Source organism: Brachyspira hampsonii 30446 (assembly GCF_000316195.1).
Lineage (GTDB): Bacteria > Spirochaetota > Brachyspiria > Brachyspirales > Brachyspiraceae > Brachyspira > Brachyspira hampsonii_C.
The window spans coordinates 864,105-889,827 of sequence record NZ_JH994110.1 but is presented as its reverse complement, the minus strand read 5'-3'; the positions used below and the strand labels follow the sequence as shown (position 1 = coordinate 889,827).

Below are 25,723 nucleotides of genomic sequence, written 5' to 3'. Positions count from 1 at the left end.
TATAGTTTTAATAATTGTGGATTTGCTGCGAAGCACATATTCGTACTTCTAGAGGACGGCAAAAGAAAGTGGGATGTGAGGCAAATCCCCAACTGTAATGAAAAAAATATTAAATTAAAAAACTACAAGTATTAACAAATTTAGTTCTGAAACAAGTATATTATTTATTATATTACTGTTTTCTTATATAAGTAAAAGCTCCGCCTAAGAAAGTTTTCCAAGCCGGATCTGTTTCATCTAATGCATTAGGTATTATCAATGTCTTAAGTTTATCGCATCCATAAAATATATTTTGACCTATAGTGGTTATATCACTAGGAGTTTTTCCTAAATAAATAAATGTAGTTAATTTCTGAGAAAATGCAAATACCTGCATCCCTATAGACTTTACTGAAGCTGGTATTGTGAGTTCTGTGATATAAATAGTGTCAAAGGCAGCATCTCCTATTGATTCCAATGAAGAAGATAACTTTAATGTTTCTATCGGTGCTCCGCTGAATGCTCCCATTCCTATTGATGTTACAGAATCTGGTATCACTACTTCTTTCAATGAATTATTATATAAAAAAGACATATCTCCTATAGTTTTAAGTCCATTACCTAATGTTAATTTATCTATATTTTGGCAATTATTAAATGCATCATTTTCTATTGAAGTTACAGAATCTGGTAATATTATTTTTCTTATGTTATATAAATTATCAAAAGACATACTTGCTATTATTTTTATCTTATCTTCTGGAAATATAAAATTAAGATTTATAGTATCATCAATAGTTTCACCAGAAAACATACCTGTTTTTATGGTATTATCCTGAAAATCAATATTTCGTATATCAATATCTATATTTTTAGCATTATTAACTTTCATAGCTGATTTTAATGTTAAAATAGAAAGCGATTCTGCTGTGCTTTGAGTATAATCTTTAGGAACACCTGTAAATATTAATCTATATGAACCCATCTCTTCATAATAGGCTTTTAGATTTTCTTCTATCTTTTGCCTTATTACAGCATCGTCCAAACCTATATCTATGCTGTATTTGCTATTAATTCTTCTTCTGCGGGTAATGAAGGCATAGTCGTATCTGCATTATCATTATTAGGTGATACAATTTCTGATGAACAAGATACAAGTACTAATGTCAATATCAATAAAATATTTTTAATCATTATTTATCCTATAAATTAAAGCTACTTATATAATAACAAAAATTATAAAAAAAATACTTTGTTTTAAAAAAATAAAAAAATATAAATTATGATATTATAGATAATTTTATATAATTTATTTTTTGTATTATAAAAAACTACATAAAACCTTATTGTATATATTTTTTTGAATAAACTTTATCTTTTATTTGAAAGAGAACTATCAATTACAAAATAATAAAAAAAACTTATACTGTTTAATTTGCTTAAACAGTATAAGTTACATTATATTTGTTAGTATGGTAATTATAATATATCTTTTATTTCTACGACTTTAGCTTCATCTATAAAGAGATTTATAACTGCTAATTTAATACTTTTTGTTTTATGTTCTAAACTTTCAGCTTCAGCAATATAATAATAATTACAGCCATGATGTATTTGATGACCCAAATAAAGTTCAGCCTCATAGTCAAGACCTAAAACCTTATGCATACCTTTGTCAAATAATTTAAGCAGATTATTAGCTTCTGTAGAATTAATTATTCTTATAGGAGCTTCATCTTCTTTGGAACAGATTATACCTCCGATTGCAGATTCTGAAGCTTTTAATATAGTTTCTCTTCTTACAATACAAGTTTTTCCTGTTTCATTAATATTTATTATTATTAATTCATAATAAGGTAAAGGATTAAGAGTAGCAGGTACGCTTCTAGATATAAATGCATAATTCATGCCATGAACTACTTGTTTTCCTAAATAAAGCATTAATTCTCTGCGAACTCCTAATAAATGAGTTCCTTTCTCAAAAATATCTTTAATCTCCTCAGATATATTATTTTTTTGTTTTACATTGATTTCAAAACCGCCGTATATAGGTATCATAAAAAAACTCCTTAAAAATTTATTCTTTATAAACAATTTCTATATTATGTAAACTAAAATATAGAACTATTAAAATATGTCTTATTTGTTATTATATTAATTTTTTTAATATAATAAGTTTACTGCAATAATTATAATACATCTTTTATTTGTACAACTTTAACTTTATCCATAAAAAGATTAATCACTACTAATTTAATACTTTTTGTTTCAGGTTCTAAACTTTTAGCCTCAGCAAGATAATAATAATTCATTCCTTTAACTGTTTGGTGTCCCAAATAAAGTTCAGCCTCATAGTCAATACCTAAAACCTTATGCATACCTTTATCAAATAATTTAAGAAGATTATTAGCTTCTGTAGAATTAATTATTCTTATAGGAGCTTCATCTTCTTTAGAACATATTATGCCTCCAATTGTAGACGCTGAAGCTTTTAATATAGTTTCTCTTCTTACAATACAAGTTTTTCCTTCTTCATTAACATTTATTATTATTAATTCATAATAAGGTCTAGGATTAGGAATAATAACTTCGCTTCTAGCTACAAATGCATAATTTATACCATGAACTACTTGTTTTCCTAAATAAAGCATTAATTCTCTGCGAACTCCTAATAGATGAGTTCCATTTCTAAAAATATATTCAAGCTCTTTAGATATTTCATTTTTTTGTTTTACATCGATTTCAAAACCGCCGTATGTATGTATCATAAAAAAACTCCTTAAAAATTTATTCTTTATATATCAGTAAAATATGTATGATTTATTGTCATCAAAAACTTATATTTATTAATTACTATTTAATAGTACAATTATAATATATCTTTTATTTCTACAACCTGAACTTTATCCATAAAAAGATTAATTACTACTAATTTAATGCTTTTTGTTTTATTTTCTACACTTTTAGCCTCGGCAAGGTAATAATAATTTCCTCCCCTAACTATTTTTTGTCCCAAATAAAGCTCAGCTTCATAGTCAAGACCTAAAACATTATGCATACCTTTGTCAAATAATTCAATTAAATTACGAGCCTCTGCAGAATCAATTATTCTTATAGCAGCTTCATCTTCTTTAGAGCATGTTACCCCTCCGATTGGAAACTCTGAGGCTTTTAAGATAGTTTCTGTTTCTAAAAGACAAGTTCTTCCTTCTCCATCAACATTTATTATTACTAATTCATAATAGGGTCTAGGATTAGGAATAATAACTTCGCTTCTAGCTACAAATGCATGATTTATACCATTAACTACTTGTTCTCCTAAATAAAGCATTAATTCCCTATGAACTCCTAATAAATTAGTTCCTTCATCAAAAATATCTTTTAATTCCTTAGATATCTTATTTTTTTGTATTACATTTATTTGAAAACTTCCTAGCATTATAAAAACTCCTTAAATTTATTCTTGATTAATTATTATAAGATTATAAAGAGTATATATGTTATGTAAACTATATATAGTTGGTATTAAAAGGAAATATGCAACCGATAACATAAATATGTTTTATATGTAGAAATTGATTTACTAAATATTAGGCTGGATTTAACAGATTTGTTTAAAAACTACTTGACAAGTTTATATAAAAATTTAGTAATTTATCAATTATAAAAACAATTTTTCATAAACTTTTAATAATAAGTATACTATCCTTAGCCTGCTGAAACCTGCCATGTCAAAAAAGAGTTAGGCGGACATGATGTACAATTAATAAATGAAATTAATTTTTAAACAAGTTTAATATAATGAACTAGATGCTGAGTTTTAGATTATAAAAAAACTTATACTGCATTATTTAATTAATACAGTATAAGTTCATTATTTTTGTAGTATTATAATTATAATATATCTTTTATTTCTACAACTTTAGTTCCGCTTGGAGGATTATTAACTGTTACTAATTGAATACCTTTTACTTTAGTTTCTATATTTTGAACTTTTGCTATATAATAATAATCAATACCTGTAACAGGTTTATCTCCTAAGTATAGTTCAACTTCATAATCATATTCTTTAACTTTTTTAACCAATTCCATTTCTTCTTCTGTTCCTTCTTTTATATTTTTAGTATTACCTACAGCAATATTAAATAAGCTTATTAATTCATTAGCATATACTGAATCAATTATTCTTATAATAGCTTCATCAGATTTAGAGCATGTTATTCCTCCAAACATGCCTTTCTCCGCGTTTTTAATTATAGTAGTTGCTTTTAAATCATTGATTTTTCTACTTTCATTATCATAAGTAACATTTACTATTATTAATTCATAATATGCTACAGAATCAGGTACAACAATTTCGCTTCTTGAAATATAAGCATAATTATACCCATGAACCAACTGTCTTCCTAAATAAAGCATTAATTCTCTGCGTACACCTTGCATATTTGTAGCTTCATTAAATATGGATTGTATTTCTTCACTTACTGCATTTTTTTGAAGAACATCTATTTCAAAACTTCCTGCCATCATAAAAAACTCCTTAAATTTATTTTAATATAAAATTATAAAGACTTTTATTTTATAATAAAAAAACTTATGCTATTTAATAAAGTTAAATAACATAAGTTCAATATTTTTTAAATAATAATTATAATATATCTTTTGTTCCTGAAACTTTAATTTTGTCCATAAAAGAATATATTTCTAGTAATTTAATACTATTTTCTCCTTTTTTATCTTTAGCCTCTGCAAGATAATAATATTTACAGCCTTGAACTACTTTATGACCCAAATAAAGATCAGCTTTATAATAAAAATCTGAAACGTTAGAAACAGCTTTCTCAAATAAATCAAGTAAATGTTTAGACTCAGCAGATTCATTTTCTTGTATAGAGGCTTCATATGAACTAGAACAAATTATTCCTCCTACAGTACCAATTTGAGAACTTTCAATTATAGTTTCCCTTCTTCCAATAGAAGCTCTTCCTTCTCTATCAACATATATTATAATTAGTTCATAATAAGGTACAGGATGAAGAGTAGCAGGTGTACATCTTGTTATATATGCATAATTTTTTCCATTAACTAATTGTTCTCCTAAATAAAGCATTAATTCTCTGCCTGCTCCATAGAATCCCTTAATTCCTCTTTCAAAAATACCTACTAATTCATCAGGTATTTCATTTTTTTGTTTTACATTTATTTCAAAACTTCCTTCCATCATAAAAAACTCCTTAAATTTATTCTTGATTAATTATTTAATATTATAAGGAGTAAATATGTTATGTAAACTATATATAGTTGGCATTAAAGCTATATATACAACCGATAATATAAATATGTTTTATTTGTAGAAATTAATTTACTAAATATTAAGATGGATTTAATTAATAATCTCTTTCTATTGTCTCAATCAATTTATTATTAGTATAATCCAAACCAAAGAAATCAACTACTTCAGAGGTTATATTATCATACACTATTATATTAACCCCATTAGTAGTTTTTCTTAAATTGCTCCTGCTTATCATTATTCTGTTTCCGCTATCAACTACTAAATCATTGTATTTATTAAGCTCTTTATGATAAAGATAATTAGTTTTACCCATTGAAGAAAATACTAATTTATTTTTGTCTATGACATAAGAAATATTATTAGTATACATTTCATTAGTAATATTAAAATTGGAATAAATACCTTTTACTACGCTATCATTTGTACTGTATTCTCCAAGCATGTTTATTACTATAGTATAATTATTAAGATTAGTTATTTTTGTTATATAATTATGTATATTGTTTATGTCTCTAAGATTCATGTCATAAACTCTATTGTATTCGTATAAAGCATTTTTCTCCCAAGTATTATAATTACTGTCTCCTCTTCTGTCTGGCAAATCAAAATTGTCTTTTAAATATTTTCCTAAAAATGAAGTATATTTTTCTACGCCTTTATAATTTAAATGTCCTGCATCATTATAATCAGTCCAAAAATCTAAATCATAATCATCATAATAATGATTAAAATTCATAAAAGGAACATCATACTCTTTTGCAATATCACCTACCATATTAAAATGTCTAGCCTCATCATCAGTCATAGGAAAAGGAGAAGCTATCACTACTATAGGTATATTATTAGTTTTTGCAAGCTCTAGTATTTTTCTATAATAAGTTTCCTGCTGTTCTAATAAAGGCAGAGTATCTTTTATATTTTTTATATTAGGCTCTTTAACAGGAAATGTTTTATTATGAAAAGAATAACCTTTAAAATATTTATAATGATTATAATTATTAGCATAAGGAACAAAATCTTCATCTTTTAAATCTTTGTATCTGTTATGATATCTATACATTGGGTTAATAAACTCATCAAATCTATCTGCAGCGGTAATTTTTAAAGAGTTTATTCTGTTTTGAGACCATCTTAATGCATAAGTAGCTGCTACTATCTGATAATCTACAACATTGGTTCTGCTTGCTGCTATGATATAAGACTCTAATGCAATTAATTTTGGCTTTTGATATTTTAATGCTTCAACTAAATAATGATAAGTGCTCCATATAGGCTGGCTTCCAGATGTAAAGTTATAAGCTGCAATTCCGTACTTATTATACAAAGCAGCTGGATTAATATTATAGTGTACATGACTGCTGCCAAGAATAAGTAAATCTATGGTGTTAGTTTTCTGTTCATAAAAACTGTCGCCCTGATATATACCATTCTCATTTTTAAATCTTAATACTCTGCTGGAAGTCCAGAGTAATATAATAAATATAGCTATAAAGCAAATAATTTTTAATGTGTTTTTTATCATATTATAAACAGCCTATTATTTTTATATTTAATCCCAATATATACATAAATCTAATTTGTCAAATATCTGCATGGATTCACAGTCGTGCCACGCTCTGCGTGATTCACAAAACTAAAGTATTTTACAACTGTATTAAGTCCTATGAATTGCCATAAAAAAGTATGCACATTCAGTAATCTCTAACTCTTATATTTTATACTAAATTTAATAGTTTATCATACATATAAAAATAATTAGTACGATTTGATAATAATTTTAATACTTGCACTTTCGCTAAGCGTGCCTCTGGCAGCAACTTTGACGAAGTCCGCCTCGCGAAGCGTGCGGCGGGAAAAAGTTGAACAAAAAATTTATAAACTTAAAATTTTTTTAGTATAAAATATAATTAATAAAACTCTTATATTATACAATACCTCCTAAAACTGAAAATATATAAATTGCTTAGGATCAAAGCCTGCACCGTATTTGCCGTATATGATTATAAAAAATAACAAGAAAAATATTACAGCCCATCTGAAATACAAGCATTGATTTTTTAAAAACTCATAAATAGTTTCTTTCTTTATATATTTTATAATATCTGCCAAAAATAACACTATCAAAGATATTATAAGTATATTCATTTCAAAACTGTCTAATCCCAATTTATATAAAGATCCGTCAAATAAACGCCATAAATCTATTTTAGTAAACATTCTCTCTATATAATAAAAAGCATCATGTATAGTTTCTGCCCTAAAAAATATCCAAGCTAAATCTACTATTATAAATGTGATAATCACCTCAAGAAGTTTAAAGCTGAAACTTTTCACCTTTACACCAAATTTATTTAAAACATTATTTCTAAACTTTGAAGTAATATCTTCTATTAGATAGCATATTCCATGAATAGCACCCCAAGCTATGAAAGTAAAATTAGCTCCATGCCAAAGTCCGCTTACTAAAAATGTCAATAATATATTAAAACTTCTTCTTAATTTTGAGCATCTGTTTCCGCCTAAAGGTATATAAAGATAATCTCTAAACCAAGTAGATAATGATATATGCCATCTGCCCCAAAACTCTTTTATGCTTCTGGAAAAATACGGAGTGTTAAAATTCTCCATTAAATCTATTCCCATAACTTTAGCAGTTCCTATTGCTATAAGTGAGTAGCTAGCAAAATCACAGTATATCTGCACCGCAAAAAGTAATGCTGATAATAATAATTCTGATGAGTTATAAATATAATATCTATTAAAAACAGTATCTACTAGTATTGCCGCTCTGTCTGCTATTACCATTTTCTGAAAATAACCGAAAAGCATTAAAATAAGTCCTTCAGTTATTCTTTGATAATCGAATCTTTTTATTTTATCCATATTCTGAATCTGTCCAAGCAAATGCTTTGAACGCTCTATAGGACCTGCCACTAACTGCGGGAAAAATGATACAAACAATGCATACTTAATAATATTTTTTTCAGATTTTATTTCACCTCTATAAACATCTATAGTGTAGCTTAATGCCTGAAATGTATAAAAAGATATCCCTACAGGTAAAATTATATCAAAAGGTTTTTCTATCAACTCTATATTAAATGCTGATAAAATCATATTTATATTTAATAGTAAAAAGTCAAAATACTTAAAAAATACTAGTATTGCAATATTTATTATAAAACTGAAAGCTACAACTATTCTTTTATATTTTAATTTTTCTATTAATATACCGCTTAAAAAAGTTACTACAGTAGATGTTCCCATTAACAATGCATACTTTGGATTCCAAAACATATAAAATATATAACTAGCTATAAAAAGACATATATATCTTAATTTTTTTGGAAATATCCAATATAAAATAAGCATTATAGGAAAAAATATCAAAAAATCAGTAGAATTAAAAAGCATTTATATAACTCATAATAATATACTAAATTATACAATTATAACTTATAAAACTCTCTATTGTAATATGAATTATATAAAAAACCGATTTTAATTTTACATTTTCATATAAAAAATCAATATTATCTATTAATTGTAGGGTTAATAGCATTACTTTGATACTCTAAATATATATTATCAACTATTTGTTCAGTAAACTTATCATATATAACCATGTTTATGCCATTAGTTGCTTCTATATAATTTGTTCTATTAATAGAGAGCTTTTGACCATTTTGAACAGCCAAATCAGTATAGTTTCCTATCTCTTTATAAAATAAATAATTATTAGAGCCAGAAGATGAATACATAAGTTTATTATTATCTATAACATAAGAAGCATTTTGTAAGTATATATTATTAATATTAAAATTTGTTGCTATACTTTGAACTACAGCATCATTCTTTTGATAATTACCAAGCATAGTAATACCTATAATATAATCATCAGCATTTTTTACTTTTTCTATATATTCATTAAAATTTGTATACTGCTTTAATTCAAAATTATAAATCTCTTTATACTGATATTTAGCATTCATATTCCAAGAATAGTATTTAGGGTCTCCTCTTCTATCTGGCAAATCATAATTCTCTTTTAAATATTTACCTAAATATCTATTAAATTTCATAACTCCTTTATAATTTAAATGTCCTGGATCAACAAAATCTTCATTAAAATTTAAATTATAATTATCATAGTACAAATTAAAATTAATGAAAGGAACATTATATTCTTCTGCTATATCTTTAGCCATATTAAATTTTTTATTATCATCATCCCCAAATGAATATGGTGATATAATAACAATAATAGGAATATCGTTTTCTTTTGATAATAATATTGACTTTCTATAATATTCTTCAACAATTCCCATCAATGGCAGTCTTTCTTCTGTAAAACTATTATTTCTTACAACTTTTTTTACTCCGTATTGAATATATAATCCTTTATAAAATTTAATATAATCAGGTTGAATAAAATCTGACATTAATAAGGATGAATATCTATTATGATAATGATAAAAAGGATTAAAAAATTCATTCAATCTAGTTTTTGGAATATGTAATTTCATTAAATTAATTTTATCTAATGAAAATTTTATACCTAATGTACCCATTAAAAAACTATAATCACTAAAAAAAAGATTATCAAATATCAGCATATATCCTTCTAATATAATTAATTTTGGTTTTTGTATTTTTAATATTTCTTTTAAACGAAGATATGAAAGTAATAAAGTTTGCTCAGATGAAGAGAAGTTATACGATGATATGCCATACTCTTTATATAAAATTGCTGGATCTATATCGCAATAAACATGACTGCTACCTATAAATAATGCATCTATTGAATTTTTAGGTTGCTCATAAAACATATAAGTTTGACTTAAACCTCCATCATTTTTTAATCTCAATACTCTGCTTACAGAATAAAGCAAAATACAAAATATTAATACAAAAGAAATTATCTTTATAACTCTTATTTTCATAAAATACCCACACTATTAGAATTGGAAATATATAAATTGTTTAGGGTCAAAACCTGCTCCATACTTGCCGTAAACAATTATGTAAAAAATCAAAAATAACATCACAAACCATCTGAAGTATAGATTTTGTTTATTTAGAAATTCAAATATACTTTCTTTTCTTATATACTTTACTAAATCAAAAGATATAAGTATAAATAAAGCTATTATTAAAATATTCATCTCAAATATGTTTAAGCCTAAATTATATAAAGTGCCGTCAAACAATGTCCATAAATCTATTCTAGTAAATATTCTTTTTATACAATGTATTGCATCATGTATAGTCTCTGACCTGAAAAATATCCAAGCCAAATCTACTATGATAAAAGTAATTATTATTTCTATGAGGGCAAAACTAAAAGCATTTGTTTTTATTTTGAATCTATTTAAATATTTTTCTTTGATAGGTTTTAGTTGTTCTTCTATTATATGAAATATTCCATGAATAGCACCCCAAGCTATAAATGTAAAATTAGCTCCATGGCATAAACCGCTTACAAGAAAAGTTACTAATATATTAAAACTCTTTCTTATGTTGGAGCATCTGTTTCCGCCTAATGGAATATAAAGATAATCTCTAAACCAAGTGGATAATGATATATGCCATCTGCTCCAAAACTCTTTTACACTTCTGGCAAAATATGGAGTATTGAAATTCTCCATCAAATTAATACCCATAACTTTAGCTGTACCTATAGCTATGAGTGAATAGCTTCCAAAGTCGCAGTATATTTGTACTGCAAAAAATACAGCTGCCAAAATTAAAGCCATGCTGTTATATTCATAGTATCCATTAAAAACTGTGTCTACTAATATAGCCGCCCTGTCTGCTATTACCATTTTCTGAAAATAACCAAAAAGCATTAAAGTAAGTCCTTCGGTTATTCTATCATAGTCGAACCTTTTTACTTTTTCTAAATTCTATATTTGAATAAGCAAATTTTTAGAACGCTCTATTGGACCAGCTACCAATTGAGGAAAAAATGATACAAACAAAGCATATTTGATGATATTTTTTTCTGACTTTATCTCGCCTCTGTAAACATCTATAGTATAACTTAATGCCTGAAAAGTATAAAAAGATATTCCTACTGGAAGTATTATATCAAAAGGCTTATTTATTAATTGAATATTTAGTGCTGATAAAACTATATTAATATTCTGGAGCAGAAAATCAAAATATTTGAAAAATACGAGTATTGCAAGATTTATTGTAAAACTAAGTGATACAACAGTCCTTTTATATTTTAATTTTTCTATTAGTATGCCGCTTAAAAAAGTTACTACAGTGGAAGTACCCATTAGCAATGCGTACTTAAGATTCCAAAACATATAAAATGTATAACTTGCTATAAATAAACATATATATCTATATTTTTTTGGGAATATCCAATATAAGATTAATGTTATTGGAAAAAATATCATAAACTCTGTGGAATTAAATAACATTATTTAACTCCCAGAAAAAATGCAAAAGTATTCTATTTGGTTTGGTTTGGTTTGGTTTGGTTTGGTTTGGTTTGGTTTGGTTTGGTTTGGTTTGGTTTAAATAAACAAATACTTATCATAAAAAAGTATTATATAGCATAACAAATAAAAATCAATAATTAATAACATGAAAAATATAAAAATATATATAATCAATTAAAAACACTTGATTTTTTTTATTTATTATGTACATTATGATTTAATACTTTCAAGGACTTATTTATGAAAAATAAAAAAAAATTTTTATTTTTATATTACCTCTGATTTTTATGATAATATTACTATTAGCTTTAATAATAATAGGAAATATTAATAGAATAGGATATTTAAACAATATATCATTAATTGAAGATAATACTTATAGTTTTAGAATAAGCTATTATGATAAAGTTTTTAGAAATAGCGATATTTATGGTGTATATTTAGACATAGAAAAAACTATTAATGATTATGATTTTATAAAAGATATTAAAATGGGTAAATATGGAAGTCCATACGGTGATTTAATAACAGATAAAGCTATAGATATAGAAAAAATTTATAATATAAAATATACTCTAAAAATAAAGAGTATAATATATTTTTATGCTTTTATAATATATATTTTAATTGTTATCTTTTTGTATTTTTTTAAAGAAATAAAAAATGTAATAAATATACCTATGCTAATTAACTTTCTCATAATAAATAAAAAAACATCAGTGCCTATATTATCAATATTATTTATATTTATAATCTTATTATTATCTATAATTGTACTAGGCAATATTCCTAGAACAGGATATTTAGATAATATATCATTGATTGCTGATAATACTTACCGTTTTAGAATAAACTATTATGATAAAGTTTTTAGAAATAGTGATATTTATGATGTATATTTAGATATTCAAAAAACAATTAATGATAACAACTTTATCAAAGATATTAGAATAGATAAGAAGGGAAGTCCTTTTGGTACTTTAATAACTGATAAAGCTATAGAGACAGAAAAAATTGACAATATAAAATATTATCTAAAAATAAAAAATATTGTATATTTATACGCACTTATAATATATTTATTTTCCATATTTTTATTTTATTGTATTTCAATAGTAAAAGAAAATAAACTTATCTTAGTATCAGCATCTTTATTAATTATAATACAAATATTTATATATTTCTCACTATATAATTATTTTAGATTAATTTAACAAATTATTATTATATAAGTATTGATAAAAAAACAAAAATACTGTATCATTTTTACATAACTTGGGGAGCTTAAAAAGGCTGAGAGGAAGTTTACATAATTTCATTTTCAAAAACTTCGACCCTTATAACCTGTTTGGGTAATGCCAGCGTAGGGAATTATCTCTTTTTTTTAATTTCTTAAAATTAATAAAATGAGACCTTTTCTAAAGTTGGTCTTGTTTTATTAAAAAATATCAAGCAAGACTAAAATTTCAATAAAACAAAACAAACGGTGTTATAAAAATCTCTATTTTTTAATACAAGGAGCTTTTTATGACTTCAATACAAAAATTTATTATTATATTATTAATATTTGTTTCATTCATATCTTGTAAAAAACAAACGAAAAACTCCATAAGAGATGAAATCACTGTAAATTTGGGCTATGAACTAAATACCATAGACCCAACTTTAAATGATGAAACTTACGGATATATTTATATTAATCATGCATTTGAGGGACTTCTTAATAAAGATATAAACGGTAATATAATAGGAGGCACTGCCGAAAAATGGGATATAAGCGATGACAAACTAACATATACATTTCATTTAAGAGATAATGCTAAATGGAGCGACGGAAAAAAAGTAACAGCTGATGATTTTGTTTATTCCTATAGAAGAGCAGCAACCCCAAAAACAGCTTCACCATTGAGCTATTTAATAGAATATATAAAAAATGCAAAAGATATAATAAGAGGAAAACAAAGCGTAGAAAATCTAGGAGTTAGGGCAATAAATGAAAATACATTAGTGATAGAACTTGAAGAGCCTACAATATATTTTATGGATTTACTTGCTTCAGGCGGAGTGTATATGCCTGTAAGAAAAGATATAATAGAAAAATACGGTGATGATTGGACTTGGAAACCTGATACCTATATAGGTAACGGTGCTTATAAAATGACAGAAAGAAAACCTGATGAGAAAATAGTTTTTGAAATTAATACTAATTATTGGAATTATACAAATCAAATTGCTAAAAAAATTAACTTTGTTTTGATAGCCGATGAATATATTTCACTTAATGCTGTAAGAACAGGAGATGTTGACTTTTCTATAAATGCCCCTCCTATTGGAGAGATAGAAAAACTTATAAAAGAAAATCTAATGGCAGTAAGCGATATCATAGGCACTTATTATATAGACTTAAATACTAAAGATAAAACACTATCTGATAAAAGAGTTAGAAAAGCATTATCACTAGCAATAGACAGAAACTATATAGTATCAAATATAGGATATGGAAAATTAATAGCAGCAGAGGCATTCGTACCTCCAGCAGTAAAAGGACTTGAAAAATCATTCAGAGAAGAAAGCAGTAATTATATAATAGCAAATAATTATAATAAAAATGTTGAAGAGGCAAGAAAATTATTAGCTGAGGCAGGATACCCAAACGGAGAAAACTTTCCTATATTGGAATTAAAAGTATCATCAGGTTTTTATACTACAGTTATGGAAGCAGTTCAGCAAATGTGGAAAGAAGCACTTAATATAGAAGCAGCTGTAAGAACAGAAGAATCAAAAATAACTCTGCCTTTTAGAGAATCTGGAAATTATCAAATGGCTAGAACAAGCTGGACAGGCGATTATAATGATCCTCTTACTATGCTTCAAATTATGACAAGCGACAGTGATATCAATTACGGAGGCTTTTCAAATGAAAGATACGATTCTTTAATAGATTTTGCCATTACAGCAACAAATGCTAAAGAGAGAATGGAGGCATTAAAAGAAGCAGAATCTATACTTTTTGAAGAAGTACCTATTATACCTTTTATATATAGGACTGATTTTTTGGTAGTTAATCCTAAATTAAAAAATTATATTGATGAGCCTTTGGGCAGATACAAATTTAATTATGCATATATAGAAGAATAGCATAATAAGATAAGAATAATATTATTTAAATAAAAAATTTAATAATTAATAATTTATCACAAAAGGAGAATAAAATGAAATTTTCAGAAATGGTTTGGAAAAAAAATGAAGAGCTATATAAAAAAATAATTGATATGCCCTTTAATAAAGAGCTTATGGAAGGTACTTTAGATAAAGAAAAATTTGCCTACTATATAGAACAAGACAGCTTGTATCTAAAATACTATTCTAAAGTATTAGCCACAATATCTTCAAAAATAAATAATAATGCAGATTATGCTATTGCTTTTTTAAAATCATCTATGAATGCATATATAGTAGAAGAAGAAATTGTACATAAATATTTCAGAGACACTTTTCAATTAAAAAATACAAATAAAATTACAACTGCCAATTTAGGTTATACAAGTTTTTTAATAAACACAGCTCATACTGAGGCTTTTGAGGCTTCTGCTGCTTCTATACTCCCATGCTTTTGGATATATAATGAAATAGGAAAATACATAAAAGAAAATGCAAAAATAGAAAATAATCCATACAAAACTTGGATTGATGCTTATGCTGATGAAGAGTTTTCAAAATCAACAGAAAATATGATTAAAATTATTGATGATTTATATAATAATGCTTCTGATTATGTTAAAGAAAAAATGATAATTGCTTTTGACATAGCATTTGTTTGGGAGTACAGATTTTGGAATGATGCTTATAATTTAGATGATTTCTATAATGTGTGAAATTTATTTAAATAAATTAAGCTAACTAATTGAAATTTACTTCCCCGTATGTTATAATACTATTATACATACAGGGGGTATATAATGAATAATACTTTAACTCTAATAATAGGATTAATAATAACATTTATAGTATTAAGCTTTGTGAGAAAAATTATATTTAATATAATGAGCAAGGGTAAGTTTAAAAATATCAATATAAATGAAGCAGCATCATTATACAAAAATAATAAAAATATAGGCTTAATAGATGTAAGAAGCTACGCAGAAGTACAGCAAAGCGGATATATAAAAAACAGTGTAAACATACCATTAGATGACAGCAAATTTAATGAAAAAATGTCAAAACTCGATAAAAACAAAGAATATATAGTGTACTGTGCAAGCGGCAGCCGTTCTGGAATGGCTTCTATGCGTATGTATAAATTAGGTTTTACTAATATTAATAATCTTAGAGGGGCTGGATATTTTCAGCTTTCATCATATTTAAAATGAATTTTAATTTGTAAAAAATCTTCCCTTTATTAAAAATTTTAATATATAAAAAAGCGAAGCTAATGAAAATTAACTTCGCTTTTGAATATTATAAATATTAAGATATTAGTGTTTAAAATGTCTTATTCCTGTAAATACCATAGCAATACCATGTTCATTACAAGCATCTATTGATTCCTGATCTCTCATAGATCCGCCTGGCTGAATTATAGCTTTGATATTATATTTAGCACAAGCATCTACAACATCTCTGAATGGGAAAAACGCATCAGACGCCATTACAACTCCGTCTACGGCACGTTCCAAAGCATCTTCGCAAGCCCATATTCTATTAGTTTGTCCGCTTCCTATACCTTTAGCCATAAAGTCTTTTATTACAACTATAGCATTTGATTTAGCATATTTTACAACCTTCATACCAAATATTAAATTTTTCATCTCTTCTTCAGTAGGTTTTTTATCAGTTACAACTTTATAATCTTCAACTAAAACACTGTCCTCATCCTGTACAAGTAATCCTCCGTCAACTTTAACAAGATTAATTTTATCGCTTGTATTAGTTTTATATTTTATAACTCTTAAATTCTTTTTACTTTTTAATACTTCCAAAGCCTCTTTAGTAAAGTCTTTAGCAATAACAATTTCTAAAAATATTTTAACAAGTTCTTTTGCTGTTTCATCATCTACTGTACTATTAAAAGCAACAATACCTCCGAATATAGAAGTAGGATCACAATTATAAGTTCTAGTATAAGCCTCAAGTACATTAGAACCCAAAGCAGCACCGCAAGGAGTAGAGTGTTTTATTGCTGAACAAGCATATTCATTTTTAGCTTCATCAAACTCTAATACTATTTTTAAAGCTATATCCATATCTCTGATATTATTAAATGAAAGCTCTTTTCCGTTTAACTGTTCAAAATCTTTCATAGAACCTTTATCTGTAGTTGATACATAGTAGCTTGCTCCCTGATGAGGATTCTCTCCGTATCTTAATTTCTCCTCTAATGCATAAGACATATTCAAATAATTAAGTTTTTTATCTTCCTTATTTTCTAATGAATTAAACATAAACTCTGACACTGCCGCATCATAAGCAGAAGTTAAATTAAATACTTTAGAAGCTAAATATTTTTTAGTTTCAAAACTCACTTCTCCTTTTTCCATCTCATTTTTAACTAAATCATAATCTTTAACATCACTTATAACAACAACATCTTTGAAAGATTTAGCAGCAGAACGAAGCATTGTAGGTCCGCCTATATCTATAAACTCTATTTTTTCTTCAAACTTCAAATTGTCATCTTGTACCTTTTCAAAGAAAGGATAAAGATTAACTATCACCATATCAATAGGAGTAATTCCTCTCTCTTTAATAGTTTCCATATGAGTTGGATTATCTCTTATAGCAAGTATTGCTCCATGTATTTTAGGGTCTAAAGTTTTAACTCTGCCGTCAAGCATTTCTTTAGCACCTGTAACTTCAGCAACCTCTATAACATTTATGCCATTCTCTTTTAAATATTTATAAGTTCCTCCTGTAGAAACTATTTCCACATTTTTTGAAGCTAAAAACTTAGCGAACTCCAATATTCCGTCTTTATAAAATACGGATATCAATGCTCTTTTAATCATTACAGCAACTCCTAATAATAGTTTTTTAATAATTTTTATTATTTTGAAAAATAAAAACAATAATACATTATAATACAAAATGTGTTATTGTAAAGGTTATTCATTGAAAGTCTATTAATTTTATAATAAATAACTTTTAATCGCAAGCACCAATACTGAATCCAACCCGCCCGCCCCAATTTTTTTTCTGCGTAAGCATTTATATATAGTTATCATAATTGTAATTTTATGTTAACTATGATATAATAAATTCCTATATATATTATTAATCTTAATATAATATTCCATTAAAAGTAAGGGTTAGTTTATGAAACATTTCTTATATTTTTCTTTTGTCTCTGTTATTCTCATAAGTAATGCATATGCCGATGTTACAGTAGATTTCAGATTATTTACAAGTTCTTATGCCTATAATGCTGAAAACACATTGTGGCAGGATACTAGAACAACATTAACATACTTTGAAAACTTCACAGAAGGAGCATTTGATATAAAATTTAATGATTTTATTAGCTTAAGAGTTGGGGCTTCAATATTTTTTCCATTTACATTTGAATTTCCTCAGGGTATAAGAGTTTTTCCTGTAGTTACAACACAATTATCTAATGAATATATTTCTCTTAGAATAGGCACAATGACAGGAGGACATAATTTACCCTCACCTATAAGAGATCCTCTAATGGATATGACACCTGTTGTGAGATCTACTCCAGATAATACATTAATAGCAAAGGGACCTGAAGAATATAAATATAATGAACCTTTCACTCATGGTTATTATGAATACGGAGCTTCTTTTGAATGGTTTAAAGGAGGAAGAGGAGAAGTATATATGAATTGGCAAATACAACATAATGCCAAACATAGAGAAAGATTCGATGTAGGATTAATATATGCTATGGATTTTGCTCATGATATAGCAACACCATATGTGGCAGTACACTATTGGCATAATGGAGGGCATGAATATCCGTTTGTAGAAGGTTCGCCTGCTATTACAGAAAATTATGTTGGAGCTATTGGTATTAACAGTTATTATTTATCTATACTTTATATGGCTTCTTACAATATTCCTGACAGAGACAATGAACCTGGAGTATTCGGACATGGACTTTTCTTAAGAGGAACAATACCTGTTATGACTTGGTTTGAAATAGAGCCTATAATATTCGTTTCTGGGTGGTATATAGATAAAAGGCATAAATTTATAAGTGTCGAAGGTGATCCTTTCTATAGAGTACCTTTCTATTTCGGACTTAATTTGAAAAAAGATTTCGTATTTGATAATGGTATAGTATTAGGACTTGCTCTAGTTAATGGCTTATTCTTAAACGAAAAAAATGAAATAGGAATAAGATACGATCAAAGTTTGCAGTTTGATTTTACATATTTAGTACCGGTAAAACAGTAATTCATAATTTCGATCATTGACAGCGATGAACTAGAATATATTCAGTTTATCGCTGTTATTATAATATATCAAAACTACATTGACTAATGCTTATCATTAATATTATTAAATTATAGTTTAGCTTAATTACTAAATATACTTATTTAATAGCACTATAGAAAAAATTTATTCTTTTTATAATACCATGAATATTATAAATAAAAATGATTTGTAATAGTGAAAAATAATATAAAATATTTTATTAATGCATATTGCTTCATTAATAAGAAGCACACATAAGCATTTTTTTAATTTTTAGTATTAACAGCACGCGGTAAATAAATTTTAATTTATAGTGTGAATTTTGATTATTTACTAGATTTATTTTTTATGGCAAGTTTAACGCGTGTTGAATTAGCCATAATTATCAAAATCATATAAATATTTATTCATAATGAAGCAGCTATAATTTTTTATACCTCAAATATAATTTTTAGCATTCTAACAATTTTTAATTTTAATTTTTCAATATTTATTATATAATAGCTTTAGAATATTAAATAACTAAATATAAAAATATCTGCAATATGATAGCATTATATAGTATTTTACTGAGCAAATTTTATTATAAGTAATAATAAAAAATAATTTTAAGGAGCAATGTTTATATGAAAGAAGATATCTTATTTACAAGAAGAAGCATAAGAAAATATATTAAAGGCAAACAAGTTGAAGATGAAAAAATAGAATATATGCTTAAAGCGGCAATGTATGCTCCTTCTGCTAACAATAGAAGAAATTGGGAGTTTATAGTAGTAAAAAATAGAGAAACACTAGATAAAATTATGAACTTTCACCCTTATGCTAAAATGCTTGATACAGCTACTTTAGCTATAGTTGTATGCGGGGATTTATCTGATGAATCTGGAAAACTTTATTGGCAGCAAAACTGTTCTGCAGCTTTAGAAAATCTAATGCTTGCCGCAAAGGCTAAAGATTTAGGAAGTGTATGGATAGGCATTGCCCCTCGTGAAGAGAGAATGAATGAAATTATAAAACTTTTTAATCTACCTGAACATATAAAGCCTTTAGGACTTGTTGTTATAGGATATCCAGATGGAGAGCCTCAAATGCCTGATAGATTTGAACCAAATAAAATACATTATGAAAAGTATTGATTATTAATAATTAAAAAACAATTAATATAATATGATAAAAAAATAAAAACAAAATTAATTATTAGGAGATTATTTATGAAAAAACTTTTTATTATATTATTTATGATTTTTGCAGTATCATACATCAATGAAAATTATGCTCAGAACAATACTAAAAAAGTTAATATAAGTTTTGATTATACAAAAAGACCAGGATTTGCAAGTAATCAAATAGCTGTTTGGGCTGAAGATAATAATGGAAACTATATAGCTACAATATACATTACAGATTTTACAGGCAGAAGAGAAGGCTGGAAAAAAAGACCTTTATCATTGAATAATTGGCAGAAAAAAGCTAATGCATCAAGCATGGATAAAAAAATAGTTGATGCAGTATCTAAATCCACACCTAAACAGGGAAAAGTCAATATAGTTTGGGATTGCAAAGATAATCAAGGAAATATTGTAAAAGATGGTGCTTATAGAATAGTTGTTGAAGCTACTATATATCAGGATAATAATGTGCTTTATACTTCTGTGATTAATATAGGAAATCAAGCTAATTCACAAAGAGCATCATCAAAATATTCAAAGCCTGAAGCTGAAAATATGGATATAATAAAAAATGTGAATGTAAGTTTTATTCCTTAAATACTAATTTATCATTTTATTGACATATATGTTACTATAGTATATATTAGGTTAATTTCAAAACTATTTATAATTACGGATACTAGGTATACAAAGCAGACTTCGTTAACACCCGCTTATTTTGCATTAGGCATGTGAAAGACTGTGTATTTATATGATAAAAAATAATAAGCTATACCAATATATAAAACATTATTTTATAATTGACAATTACTAAATTTTTTATATATAATATTGTCAAAGAATTTTGAAAAAAGTCTATTATTAATTGGAGATTTATGAAAATGAAAAAAACTATTAGCAGAATAATTATCTCTTTTATTTTATTAATAATATCATCTCTCTTTTTATACTCAGAGGAATATGATACTAATTTCTATAAAAAACTTTTTGATGCAATGTTTGTAAATGAAGATGAATTAAAAGAAATGGGAAAAGACCCTAAAGAATATATGGAAAACTTGCTAAAAAAGGAAGAAGAAAAAGCATTAAAAGAGAAAATGGAACTTTATAAAAAATATAATGTTATAGAAATAGATAGTTTAGAAGATGAATATAAACGTACTGCAGAAGGTTATGGTGATTTAGAAGATGTTAAGAAGTTTGTACAAAAATATGATATAAACGGAGTATATGACGGCTATACTTTGCTTTATACTTATTCAGGATATAGGGGCGAAACTGATATAATAGAGTTCTTAATTGAAAATAATGCTGATATTTATAAAAAATCTATTAATGGTAAAAAACCTCTTTACAGTGCTGTAGACGATTATTTTCATGATGCTGTTGAAATTATTTTGAAACATTATAAAGACAATGATGATGTAAATGATGAGTTTTTGTTAGCTGTTAATAATGAAAATGAGTTTATATTAAAAAGTCTATTAAAAAAGAAATTTTTATTCTTTGGAAATAAATTCAAAATGAATTTAGACAAAGGGCTTGAAATAGCACTTGATAAAGGCAATAAAGATATAGCGGCTGAATTAGTTTTAAGCGGTGCTAAAACTGATAATTTTTTATTTTATTTTAAATTGGTATTTGGTAAATATTTAATTCTTATAGCTATTATGATTGCTTTATTTGCTTCTTTTATTTATGTATATAAAAGAAGATATATTCCTAATATTTATGAAGAGAGTACAATGTTTATAACTTTTAAAGATAAGGTAAACAATATGTATATTTACTGTTATACTTATTATTCTTTCGGACTATTATCTACAATGCTGGGTTTTTTTGGAAATATATTTATAAATAATAATAAGCTAAAAGGATATTATAATATAAACAGTAATTTTTCGGGGAATGATATTGCTGTTTATGATTTGTATGATAATAAAAAAAATGATAAGGAATATTTTAGCTGGTATGATGTTGACATAGAAGCAAATGAAAAAGCTATAATAAAATTCGATTGTTCTCTTTATGATTTTATAAAGAGTGATAAAAATGAAATTGAGTATATTGCGGAAATAGCTGACTCTAAAATTATGAATGGAGTTTTTGAAGTAAATAGAAATACTAATATTAATGTAGAATATTCTAGATTAATGTTTAAAAAGGCTTCAAAAGGTAATCGTTTTATAGGGATGCTTTCCTATTTCTTTAATCTATATCATTTCAATATAAAGAATAAAGATAAAATTAATGCATATATAAACGGAGATAATAAATCGTATTCTAATAAAAAAAATGAATTGGAGATAAATGTTGAACAGATTTTAAAGAAACATGAGAGTATGTCATTAAACGATATTAAAACTAAATATTATGATAAACTTAAAGATTTTTATAATGCTGATAATATAGTGTATTTAGATGATAAAACAATATGTTTATATAAAAGATTTGCTAAAATAGAAGCTAATAATAATCTTACAGTAAATAATATATCTCTCATAATTGATTTATATAATGAAAAATTAATAAGTCCTTATTTTAAAGATTTTGTTAATAATGCTGATGAGATATTAAAAAGATATAATAGTAATTTTTCTAATAATATAGATAATTTAATTTTTCTTATAACAGAAGCTGGCATTATATTGATGAAAGATAAAGGGCATAAAAAAATATTTATTCCTTTAGATGATATAAAAGAACATGTTAATAAAGAGCATTATTTGTCCTATTTATTTGATTAAATTTTTATAAATAAAAATATTAATAACTTATTGCTTATATTTTTTACTATTGGAAAACTAATAATAAGGAGTTATGAGTTATATGATAGAATTAATAATTATAGCGGGAGTGATATTGGCAGCTCTTGTCTTTATTGGTATACTGACAAATGATGCTAAAAATAATCCTGTTAAATTTTATAAAAATGGTTTTTTTATGCTTAAAGATAAAATAAACAATATATATGTTTATATTTATGAATATAAAAAAAATGATATTGAAAGTTATAATTATTTATATAAAAATTACTCTAACAATAAAGGAAGAATATATATAAATAATAATAATGAATTTATTATAAATGAGGCTAATGTAAAATCTGAAAAAATAGAAGTTTATAATTATTATGATAGATATAACAATAATTTGATAAGAACTTTTGCTGAAATAAAATTCAAAACAAAATTAGATGATACATCAGAATCAAAAATAGAATATATTATTGAGTTTGATCCTTATACAAATGTTATAGATTCTACTGCAGATAAACTTAAAAACACTTTTAGAGAGACTGTAAAAATAGAAGGTGTTTTTGAAATCATAAGAAAGCCTGAAGCGGAAGTAATAAGTTTGTATAATTCAGAAATATCACCATTAAAGAAAGCTGAGGAAAGATTCGTTTATAATGTATTTAATTTTAATTATTTTTTTATAAATGGAAAAGAAAAAATCAATTCATTTATTAATGGAGCTGAAGAGTTTTCAGATGAGTTTGTTAAAGAAAAAATAGAAGAAAATAATAGTATAATTGGATCGTATGTAAAAGAATATAATAAAAAAGATTGGCAGTCATTATTTGATGATAGTATATTATCTTATATAGGCGATTATAATAATATTTATGATGAACTTAAAGAGTTTAAAAGTTTTAATATATTATACTATGATGATAAAACAATATGTATATATAAAAGATTTTCAAAATTAGAAGATATTAAACTTGTTGAAATAAATAATCTCTTTGCTATATTTGAGTTAGACAGTCAAATATTAATAAGCTCTTACCTTAGAGACTTAGTAAAAGATCCTGAAGAATTATTGAAAAAACATAATGTCAACAGTGATTTTTATTCTAATATAGATAATTTAGTTTTCGGTATAACTGATTCATTTATTGTAATAATGAAAGAAAAAGGATATGGAAAAATATTTATTGATAATAAGAATATAAAAGATTATATAAAGAAAGATCATTATTTGGCTTATTTATTTAATTAATTAATATAAATGAAAATTTGATATAGTAAGTGATTGTTAAGTAATAATTATGACAGTTAAAGAAGAATTAATAAATATTATAGTCAGTATGCCTGAAGAAAGTTTAACAAAAATTATTGATATAATAAAAGAACAGCAGTATCTTAATGAAGATATAGATATGGAAACTAATGGAAAAGTTATAGAAGAACTCGAAGAGCTTGAAAAATGAAAATATTACAAAAAAGATTTATATTCAAGAAGAATTAATTTATAGTATAGATTAGTTTATCATATAGAAAATAATAACCATTCAGCAAATATCATTATAGTAAAAAATAATTATTATTTAGTATGATTTAATACTATATTTTATAAAGTAAATATAGTTTCTAATTAAGCCGAATAAATAACATCACATTTTTATATAAAAACAAATTTTTATTGACATAATTAGAAAATGTATTTATAATTATATATAAGAGGAGGTTTTATGAAAGGTGGAATTTTAAATTTTTCATTCTTTTTATTAATTTCAAGTTTTTTATTCATTAATATTTCATGTTCTAAGAAAACAGAAGAAAACACAAATATCCCTGAAGACCTATACGGGCAATATTTTATGTCTACAGATGAAACATATATGAAATCGGTTTATGTAACTGTAGGTTATGAGGGATTAGAAATTGACTATCCTAATGATGAATCTACAATAGAAGCTGTAAAAAAGTGTGTGGATGTTGTACTAGAAAGCGACAGAGCTGTAAAAGGATCTATAGGTAATGATGATTTATCAAAAGTATCAGATAATCATTATAAAACTATATCTGCAAATGATGCTCATATGGAGTTTAAATTTACTAATGGATTACTTGAAATGTCTGTTTATGAAGGCACACAGAAACTTAAATCAATTAATTTGCCTAAATTAGGAAAAAAATATTGAAAAATATCTTAATATGAATAAAACTATAACTAAAACACATAAGGGGGTTATATGAAAAATCGTATTTTAAAATTTTTATTTGTTTTATTAGTTCCAAGTTTTTTAGTGATGAATTTATCTGCATATCCCAAAGAATCAGGTGTAATATCTCCTAAATGGTACGGCACTTATGTTGGAGATCCTAATAATTCTGAAGAGAAAATAAGAAAAATGATTGTAACAGTAGGTTCTGAAGGTATAAGAATTATGATAAGGGGAGAAAATTATGAAGGCGGTATGCTAAATGAACAATTATTGAAAGTGTCAGATAATTATTATAAAACTGAAGATGAAGGCGGCAATTATGCAGAATTTAAATTTACTGATACATCACTTGAACTTATTTATAATATTAGCGGAGAAGAACCCATTATAATCACTGTAATAAAACAAAAAAATAATTTTTAAAGTTATAAGT

General features: G+C 25.3%; 25 protein-coding genes and 1 riboswitch. Of the genes, 12 read left to right on the top strand and 13 right to left on the bottom strand.

All coding sequences use genetic code 11. The annotated features are described in order from the left end of the window. Positions 1-172 precede the first annotated feature (172 nt). From A966_RS03995 to A966_RS13720, 12 genes are all read right to left on the bottom strand, one after another. A complete protein-coding gene (locus A966_RS03995; protein WP_008722792.1) occupies positions 173-1,024 on the bottom strand; it encodes a leucine-rich repeat domain-containing protein in 852 nt (283 codons plus the stop codon). A gap of 8 nt (positions 1,025-1,032) precedes the next feature. Beyond that, a complete protein-coding gene (locus A966_RS13730) occupies positions 1,033-1,173 on the bottom strand; it encodes a hypothetical protein (RefSeq protein WP_232817739.1) in 141 nt (46 codons plus the stop codon). A gap of 285 nt (positions 1,174-1,458) precedes the next feature. Further along, positions 1,459-2,037, bottom strand: a complete 579-nt coding sequence (locus A966_RS03990; protein ID WP_008722789.1) for a hypothetical protein — start codon at positions 2,035-2,037, stop codon at positions 1,459-1,461. A gap of 131 nt (positions 2,038-2,168) precedes the next feature. Beyond that, positions 2,169-2,747, bottom strand: coding sequence for a hypothetical protein (locus tag A966_RS03985; protein ID WP_008722788.1), 579 nt, complete (start codon positions 2,745-2,747; stop codon positions 2,169-2,171). 101 nt (positions 2,748-2,848) lie between these two features. Continuing rightward, a complete protein-coding gene (locus A966_RS03980; RefSeq protein WP_008722786.1) occupies positions 2,849-3,418 on the bottom strand; it encodes a hypothetical protein in 570 nt (189 codons plus the stop codon). 455 nt (positions 3,419-3,873) lie between these two features. After that, positions 3,874-4,509: a hypothetical protein gene (locus A966_RS03975; protein WP_008722783.1), complete on the bottom strand. Its 636-nt coding sequence runs from the start codon at positions 4,507-4,509 to the stop codon at positions 3,874-3,876. Between the two features lie 118 nt (positions 4,510-4,627). Then, positions 4,628-5,203 (bottom strand): hypothetical protein, encoded by a 576-nt coding sequence (locus tag A966_RS03970; protein ID WP_258022207.1) that lies wholly within the window; start codon positions 5,201-5,203, stop codon positions 4,628-4,630. A 163-nt stretch (positions 5,204-5,366) separates the two neighbouring features. Continuing rightward, positions 5,367-6,797, bottom strand: coding sequence for an SGNH/GDSL hydrolase family protein (locus A966_RS03965; RefSeq protein ID WP_008722780.1), 1,431 nt, complete (start codon positions 6,795-6,797; stop codon positions 5,367-5,369). Positions 6,798-7,213: 416 nt separating this feature from the next. Beyond that, positions 7,214-8,689, bottom strand: coding sequence for an MBOAT family O-acyltransferase (locus A966_RS03960; RefSeq protein ID WP_008722778.1), 1,476 nt, complete (start codon positions 8,687-8,689; stop codon positions 7,214-7,216). Between the two features lie 119 nt (positions 8,690-8,808). Beyond that, positions 8,809-10,218, bottom strand: a complete 1,410-nt coding sequence (locus A966_RS03955) for a hypothetical protein (RefSeq protein ID WP_008722776.1) — start codon at positions 10,216-10,218, stop codon at positions 8,809-8,811. Positions 10,219-10,233: 15 nt separating this feature from the next. Next, the gene (locus A966_RS13725; RefSeq protein ID WP_232817738.1) at positions 10,234-11,124 is read right to left on the bottom strand and encodes an MBOAT family O-acyltransferase; all 891 of its coding nucleotides are present in this window, start codon (positions 11,122-11,124) and stop codon (positions 10,234-10,236) included. A 57-nt stretch (positions 11,125-11,181) separates the two neighbouring features. Further along, positions 11,182-11,709, bottom strand: a complete 528-nt coding sequence (locus A966_RS13720) for an MBOAT family O-acyltransferase (protein WP_232817737.1) — start codon at positions 11,707-11,709, stop codon at positions 11,182-11,184. Positions 11,710-12,017: 308 nt separating this feature from the next. On the opposite strand from A966_RS13720, the gene A966_RS03945 reads away from it, so the two are divergent. The 4 genes from A966_RS03945 (at position 12,018) to A966_RS03930 (ending at position 16,100) form a co-directional block, all read left to right on the top strand. Beyond that, entirely contained in the window at positions 12,018-12,944 is a 927-nt protein-coding gene (locus tag A966_RS03945; RefSeq protein WP_008722774.1) for a hypothetical protein, read from the top strand. 52 nt (positions 12,945-12,996) lie between these two features. Then, positions 12,997-13,117: riboswitch (TPP riboswitch) on the top strand. A gap of 140 nt (positions 13,118-13,257) precedes the next feature. Further along, complete coding sequence (locus A966_RS03940; RefSeq protein ID WP_008722773.1) at positions 13,258-14,868, top strand: peptide ABC transporter substrate-binding protein; 1,611 nt, start codon at positions 13,258-13,260, stop codon at positions 14,866-14,868. A 74-nt stretch (positions 14,869-14,942) separates the two neighbouring features. Continuing rightward, positions 14,943-15,605 (top strand): TenA family protein, encoded by a 663-nt coding sequence (locus tag A966_RS03935; protein ID WP_008722772.1) that lies wholly within the window; start codon positions 14,943-14,945, stop codon positions 15,603-15,605. Positions 15,606-15,689: 84 nt separating this feature from the next. Beyond that, on the top strand, positions 15,690-16,100 hold the full coding sequence (locus tag A966_RS03930; protein WP_008722771.1) for a rhodanese-like domain-containing protein: 411 nt from the start codon (positions 15,690-15,692) through the stop codon (positions 16,098-16,100). 105 nt (positions 16,101-16,205) lie between these two features. On the opposite strand, the gene purH is transcribed toward A966_RS03930, so the two are convergent. Then, positions 16,206-17,735, bottom strand: coding sequence for a bifunctional phosphoribosylaminoimidazolecarboxamide formyltransferase/IMP cyclohydrolase (gene purH / locus A966_RS03925; protein WP_008722769.1), 1,530 nt, complete (start codon positions 17,733-17,735; stop codon positions 16,206-16,208). Positions 17,736-18,042: 307 nt separating this feature from the next. Between purH and A966_RS03920 the strand changes: the two genes are divergently transcribed. The 8 genes from A966_RS03920 (at position 18,043) to A966_RS03890 (ending at position 25,713) form a co-directional block, all read left to right on the top strand. Continuing rightward, positions 18,043-19,146 carry a hypothetical protein gene (locus tag A966_RS03920; RefSeq protein WP_008722767.1) on the top strand — a complete coding sequence of 368 codons (1,104 nt, stop codon included), beginning with the start codon at positions 18,043-18,045 and terminating at the stop codon, positions 19,144-19,146. Positions 19,147-19,793: 647 nt separating this feature from the next. Continuing rightward, on the top strand, positions 19,794-20,303 hold the full coding sequence (locus tag A966_RS03915; protein ID WP_008722765.1) for a nitroreductase family protein: 510 nt from the start codon (positions 19,794-19,796) through the stop codon (positions 20,301-20,303). A 75-nt stretch (positions 20,304-20,378) separates the two neighbouring features. Continuing rightward, positions 20,379-20,933, top strand: a complete 555-nt coding sequence (locus A966_RS03910; protein ID WP_008722763.1) for a DUF2271 domain-containing protein — start codon at positions 20,379-20,381, stop codon at positions 20,931-20,933. A 284-nt stretch (positions 20,934-21,217) separates the two neighbouring features. Beyond that, complete coding sequence (locus A966_RS03905) at positions 21,218-23,083, top strand: ankyrin repeat domain-containing protein (protein ID WP_008722761.1); 1,866 nt, start codon at positions 21,218-21,220, stop codon at positions 23,081-23,083. A gap of 82 nt (positions 23,084-23,165) precedes the next feature. Next, on the top strand, positions 23,166-24,341 hold the full coding sequence (locus A966_RS03900; RefSeq protein ID WP_008722760.1) for a hypothetical protein: 1,176 nt from the start codon (positions 23,166-23,168) through the stop codon (positions 24,339-24,341). A 49-nt stretch (positions 24,342-24,390) separates the two neighbouring features. Then, positions 24,391-24,552 carry a hypothetical protein gene (locus A966_RS13540; protein ID WP_008722759.1) on the top strand — a complete coding sequence of 54 codons (162 nt, stop codon included), beginning with the start codon at positions 24,391-24,393 and terminating at the stop codon, positions 24,550-24,552. Between the two features lie 261 nt (positions 24,553-24,813). After that, positions 24,814-25,266, top strand: coding sequence for a hypothetical protein (locus A966_RS03895; RefSeq protein WP_008722758.1), 453 nt, complete (start codon positions 24,814-24,816; stop codon positions 25,264-25,266). Positions 25,267-25,317: 51 nt separating this feature from the next. After that, positions 25,318-25,713 carry a hypothetical protein gene (locus A966_RS03890; RefSeq protein WP_008722756.1) on the top strand — a complete coding sequence of 132 codons (396 nt, stop codon included), beginning with the start codon at positions 25,318-25,320 and terminating at the stop codon, positions 25,711-25,713. The last annotated feature ends 10 nt before the right edge of the window (positions 25,714-25,723 follow it).

What these genes read in the sequence shown, in the direction of transcription:
- A966_RS13730 (WP_232817739.1), bottom strand. Translation starts at nt 1,173, where the DNA reads ATGATTAAAAATATTTTATTGATATTGACATTAGTACTTGTATCTTGT.
- A966_RS03990 (WP_008722789.1), bottom strand. Translation starts at nt 2,037, where the DNA reads ATGATACCTATATACGGCGGTTTTGAAATCAATGTAAAACAAAAAAAT.
- A966_RS03985 (WP_008722788.1), bottom strand. Translation starts at nt 2,747, where the DNA reads ATGATACATACATACGGCGGTTTTGAAATCGATGTAAAACAAAAAAAT.
- A966_RS03980 (WP_008722786.1), bottom strand. Translation starts at nt 3,418, where the DNA reads ATGCTAGGAAGTTTTCAAATAAATGTAATACAAAAAAATAAGATATCT.
- A966_RS03975 (WP_008722783.1), bottom strand. Translation starts at nt 4,509, where the DNA reads ATGATGGCAGGAAGTTTTGAAATAGATGTTCTTCAAAAAAATGCAGTA.
- A966_RS03970 (WP_258022207.1), bottom strand. Translation starts at nt 5,203, where the DNA reads ATGATGGAAGGAAGTTTTGAAATAAATGTAAAACAAAAAAATGAAATA.
- A966_RS03965 (WP_008722780.1), bottom strand. Translation starts at nt 6,797, where the DNA reads ATGATAAAAAACACATTAAAAATTATTTGCTTTATAGCTATATTTATT.
- A966_RS03960 (WP_008722778.1), bottom strand. Translation starts at nt 8,689, where the DNA reads ATGCTTTTTAATTCTACTGATTTTTTGATATTTTTTCCTATAATGCTT.
- A966_RS03955 (WP_008722776.1), bottom strand. Translation starts at nt 10,218, where the DNA reads ATGAAAATAAGAGTTATAAAGATAATTTCTTTTGTATTAATATTTTGT.
- A966_RS13725 (WP_232817738.1), bottom strand. Translation starts at nt 11,124, where the DNA reads ATGCTTTTTGGTTATTTTCAGAAAATGGTAATAGCAGACAGGGCGGCT.
- A966_RS13720 (WP_232817737.1), bottom strand. Translation starts at nt 11,709, where the DNA reads ATGTTATTTAATTCCACAGAGTTTATGATATTTTTTCCAATAACATTA.
- A966_RS03945 (WP_008722774.1), top strand. Translation starts at nt 12,018, where the DNA reads ATGATAATATTACTATTAGCTTTAATAATAATAGGAAATATTAATAGA.
- A966_RS03940 (WP_008722773.1), top strand. Translation starts at nt 13,258, where the DNA reads ATGACTTCAATACAAAAATTTATTATTATATTATTAATATTTGTTTCA.
- A966_RS03935 (WP_008722772.1), top strand. Translation starts at nt 14,943, where the DNA reads ATGAAATTTTCAGAAATGGTTTGGAAAAAAAATGAAGAGCTATATAAA.
- A966_RS03930 (WP_008722771.1), top strand. Translation starts at nt 15,690, where the DNA reads ATGAATAATACTTTAACTCTAATAATAGGATTAATAATAACATTTATA.
- purH (WP_008722769.1), bottom strand. Translation starts at nt 17,735, where the DNA reads ATGATTAAAAGAGCATTGATATCCGTATTTTATAAAGACGGAATATTG.
- A966_RS03920 (WP_008722767.1), top strand. Translation starts at nt 18,043, where the DNA reads ATGAAACATTTCTTATATTTTTCTTTTGTCTCTGTTATTCTCATAAGT.
- A966_RS03915 (WP_008722765.1), top strand. Translation starts at nt 19,794, where the DNA reads ATGAAAGAAGATATCTTATTTACAAGAAGAAGCATAAGAAAATATATT.
- A966_RS03910 (WP_008722763.1), top strand. Translation starts at nt 20,379, where the DNA reads ATGAAAAAACTTTTTATTATATTATTTATGATTTTTGCAGTATCATAC.
- A966_RS03905 (WP_008722761.1), top strand. Translation starts at nt 21,218, where the DNA reads ATGAAAAAAACTATTAGCAGAATAATTATCTCTTTTATTTTATTAATA.
- A966_RS03900 (WP_008722760.1), top strand. Translation starts at nt 23,166, where the DNA reads ATGATAGAATTAATAATTATAGCGGGAGTGATATTGGCAGCTCTTGTC.
- A966_RS13540 (WP_008722759.1), top strand. Translation starts at nt 24,391, where the DNA reads ATGACAGTTAAAGAAGAATTAATAAATATTATAGTCAGTATGCCTGAA.
- A966_RS03895 (WP_008722758.1), top strand. Translation starts at nt 24,814, where the DNA reads ATGAAAGGTGGAATTTTAAATTTTTCATTCTTTTTATTAATTTCAAGT.
- A966_RS03890 (WP_008722756.1), top strand. Translation starts at nt 25,318, where the DNA reads ATGAAAAATCGTATTTTAAAATTTTTATTTGTTTTATTAGTTCCAAGT.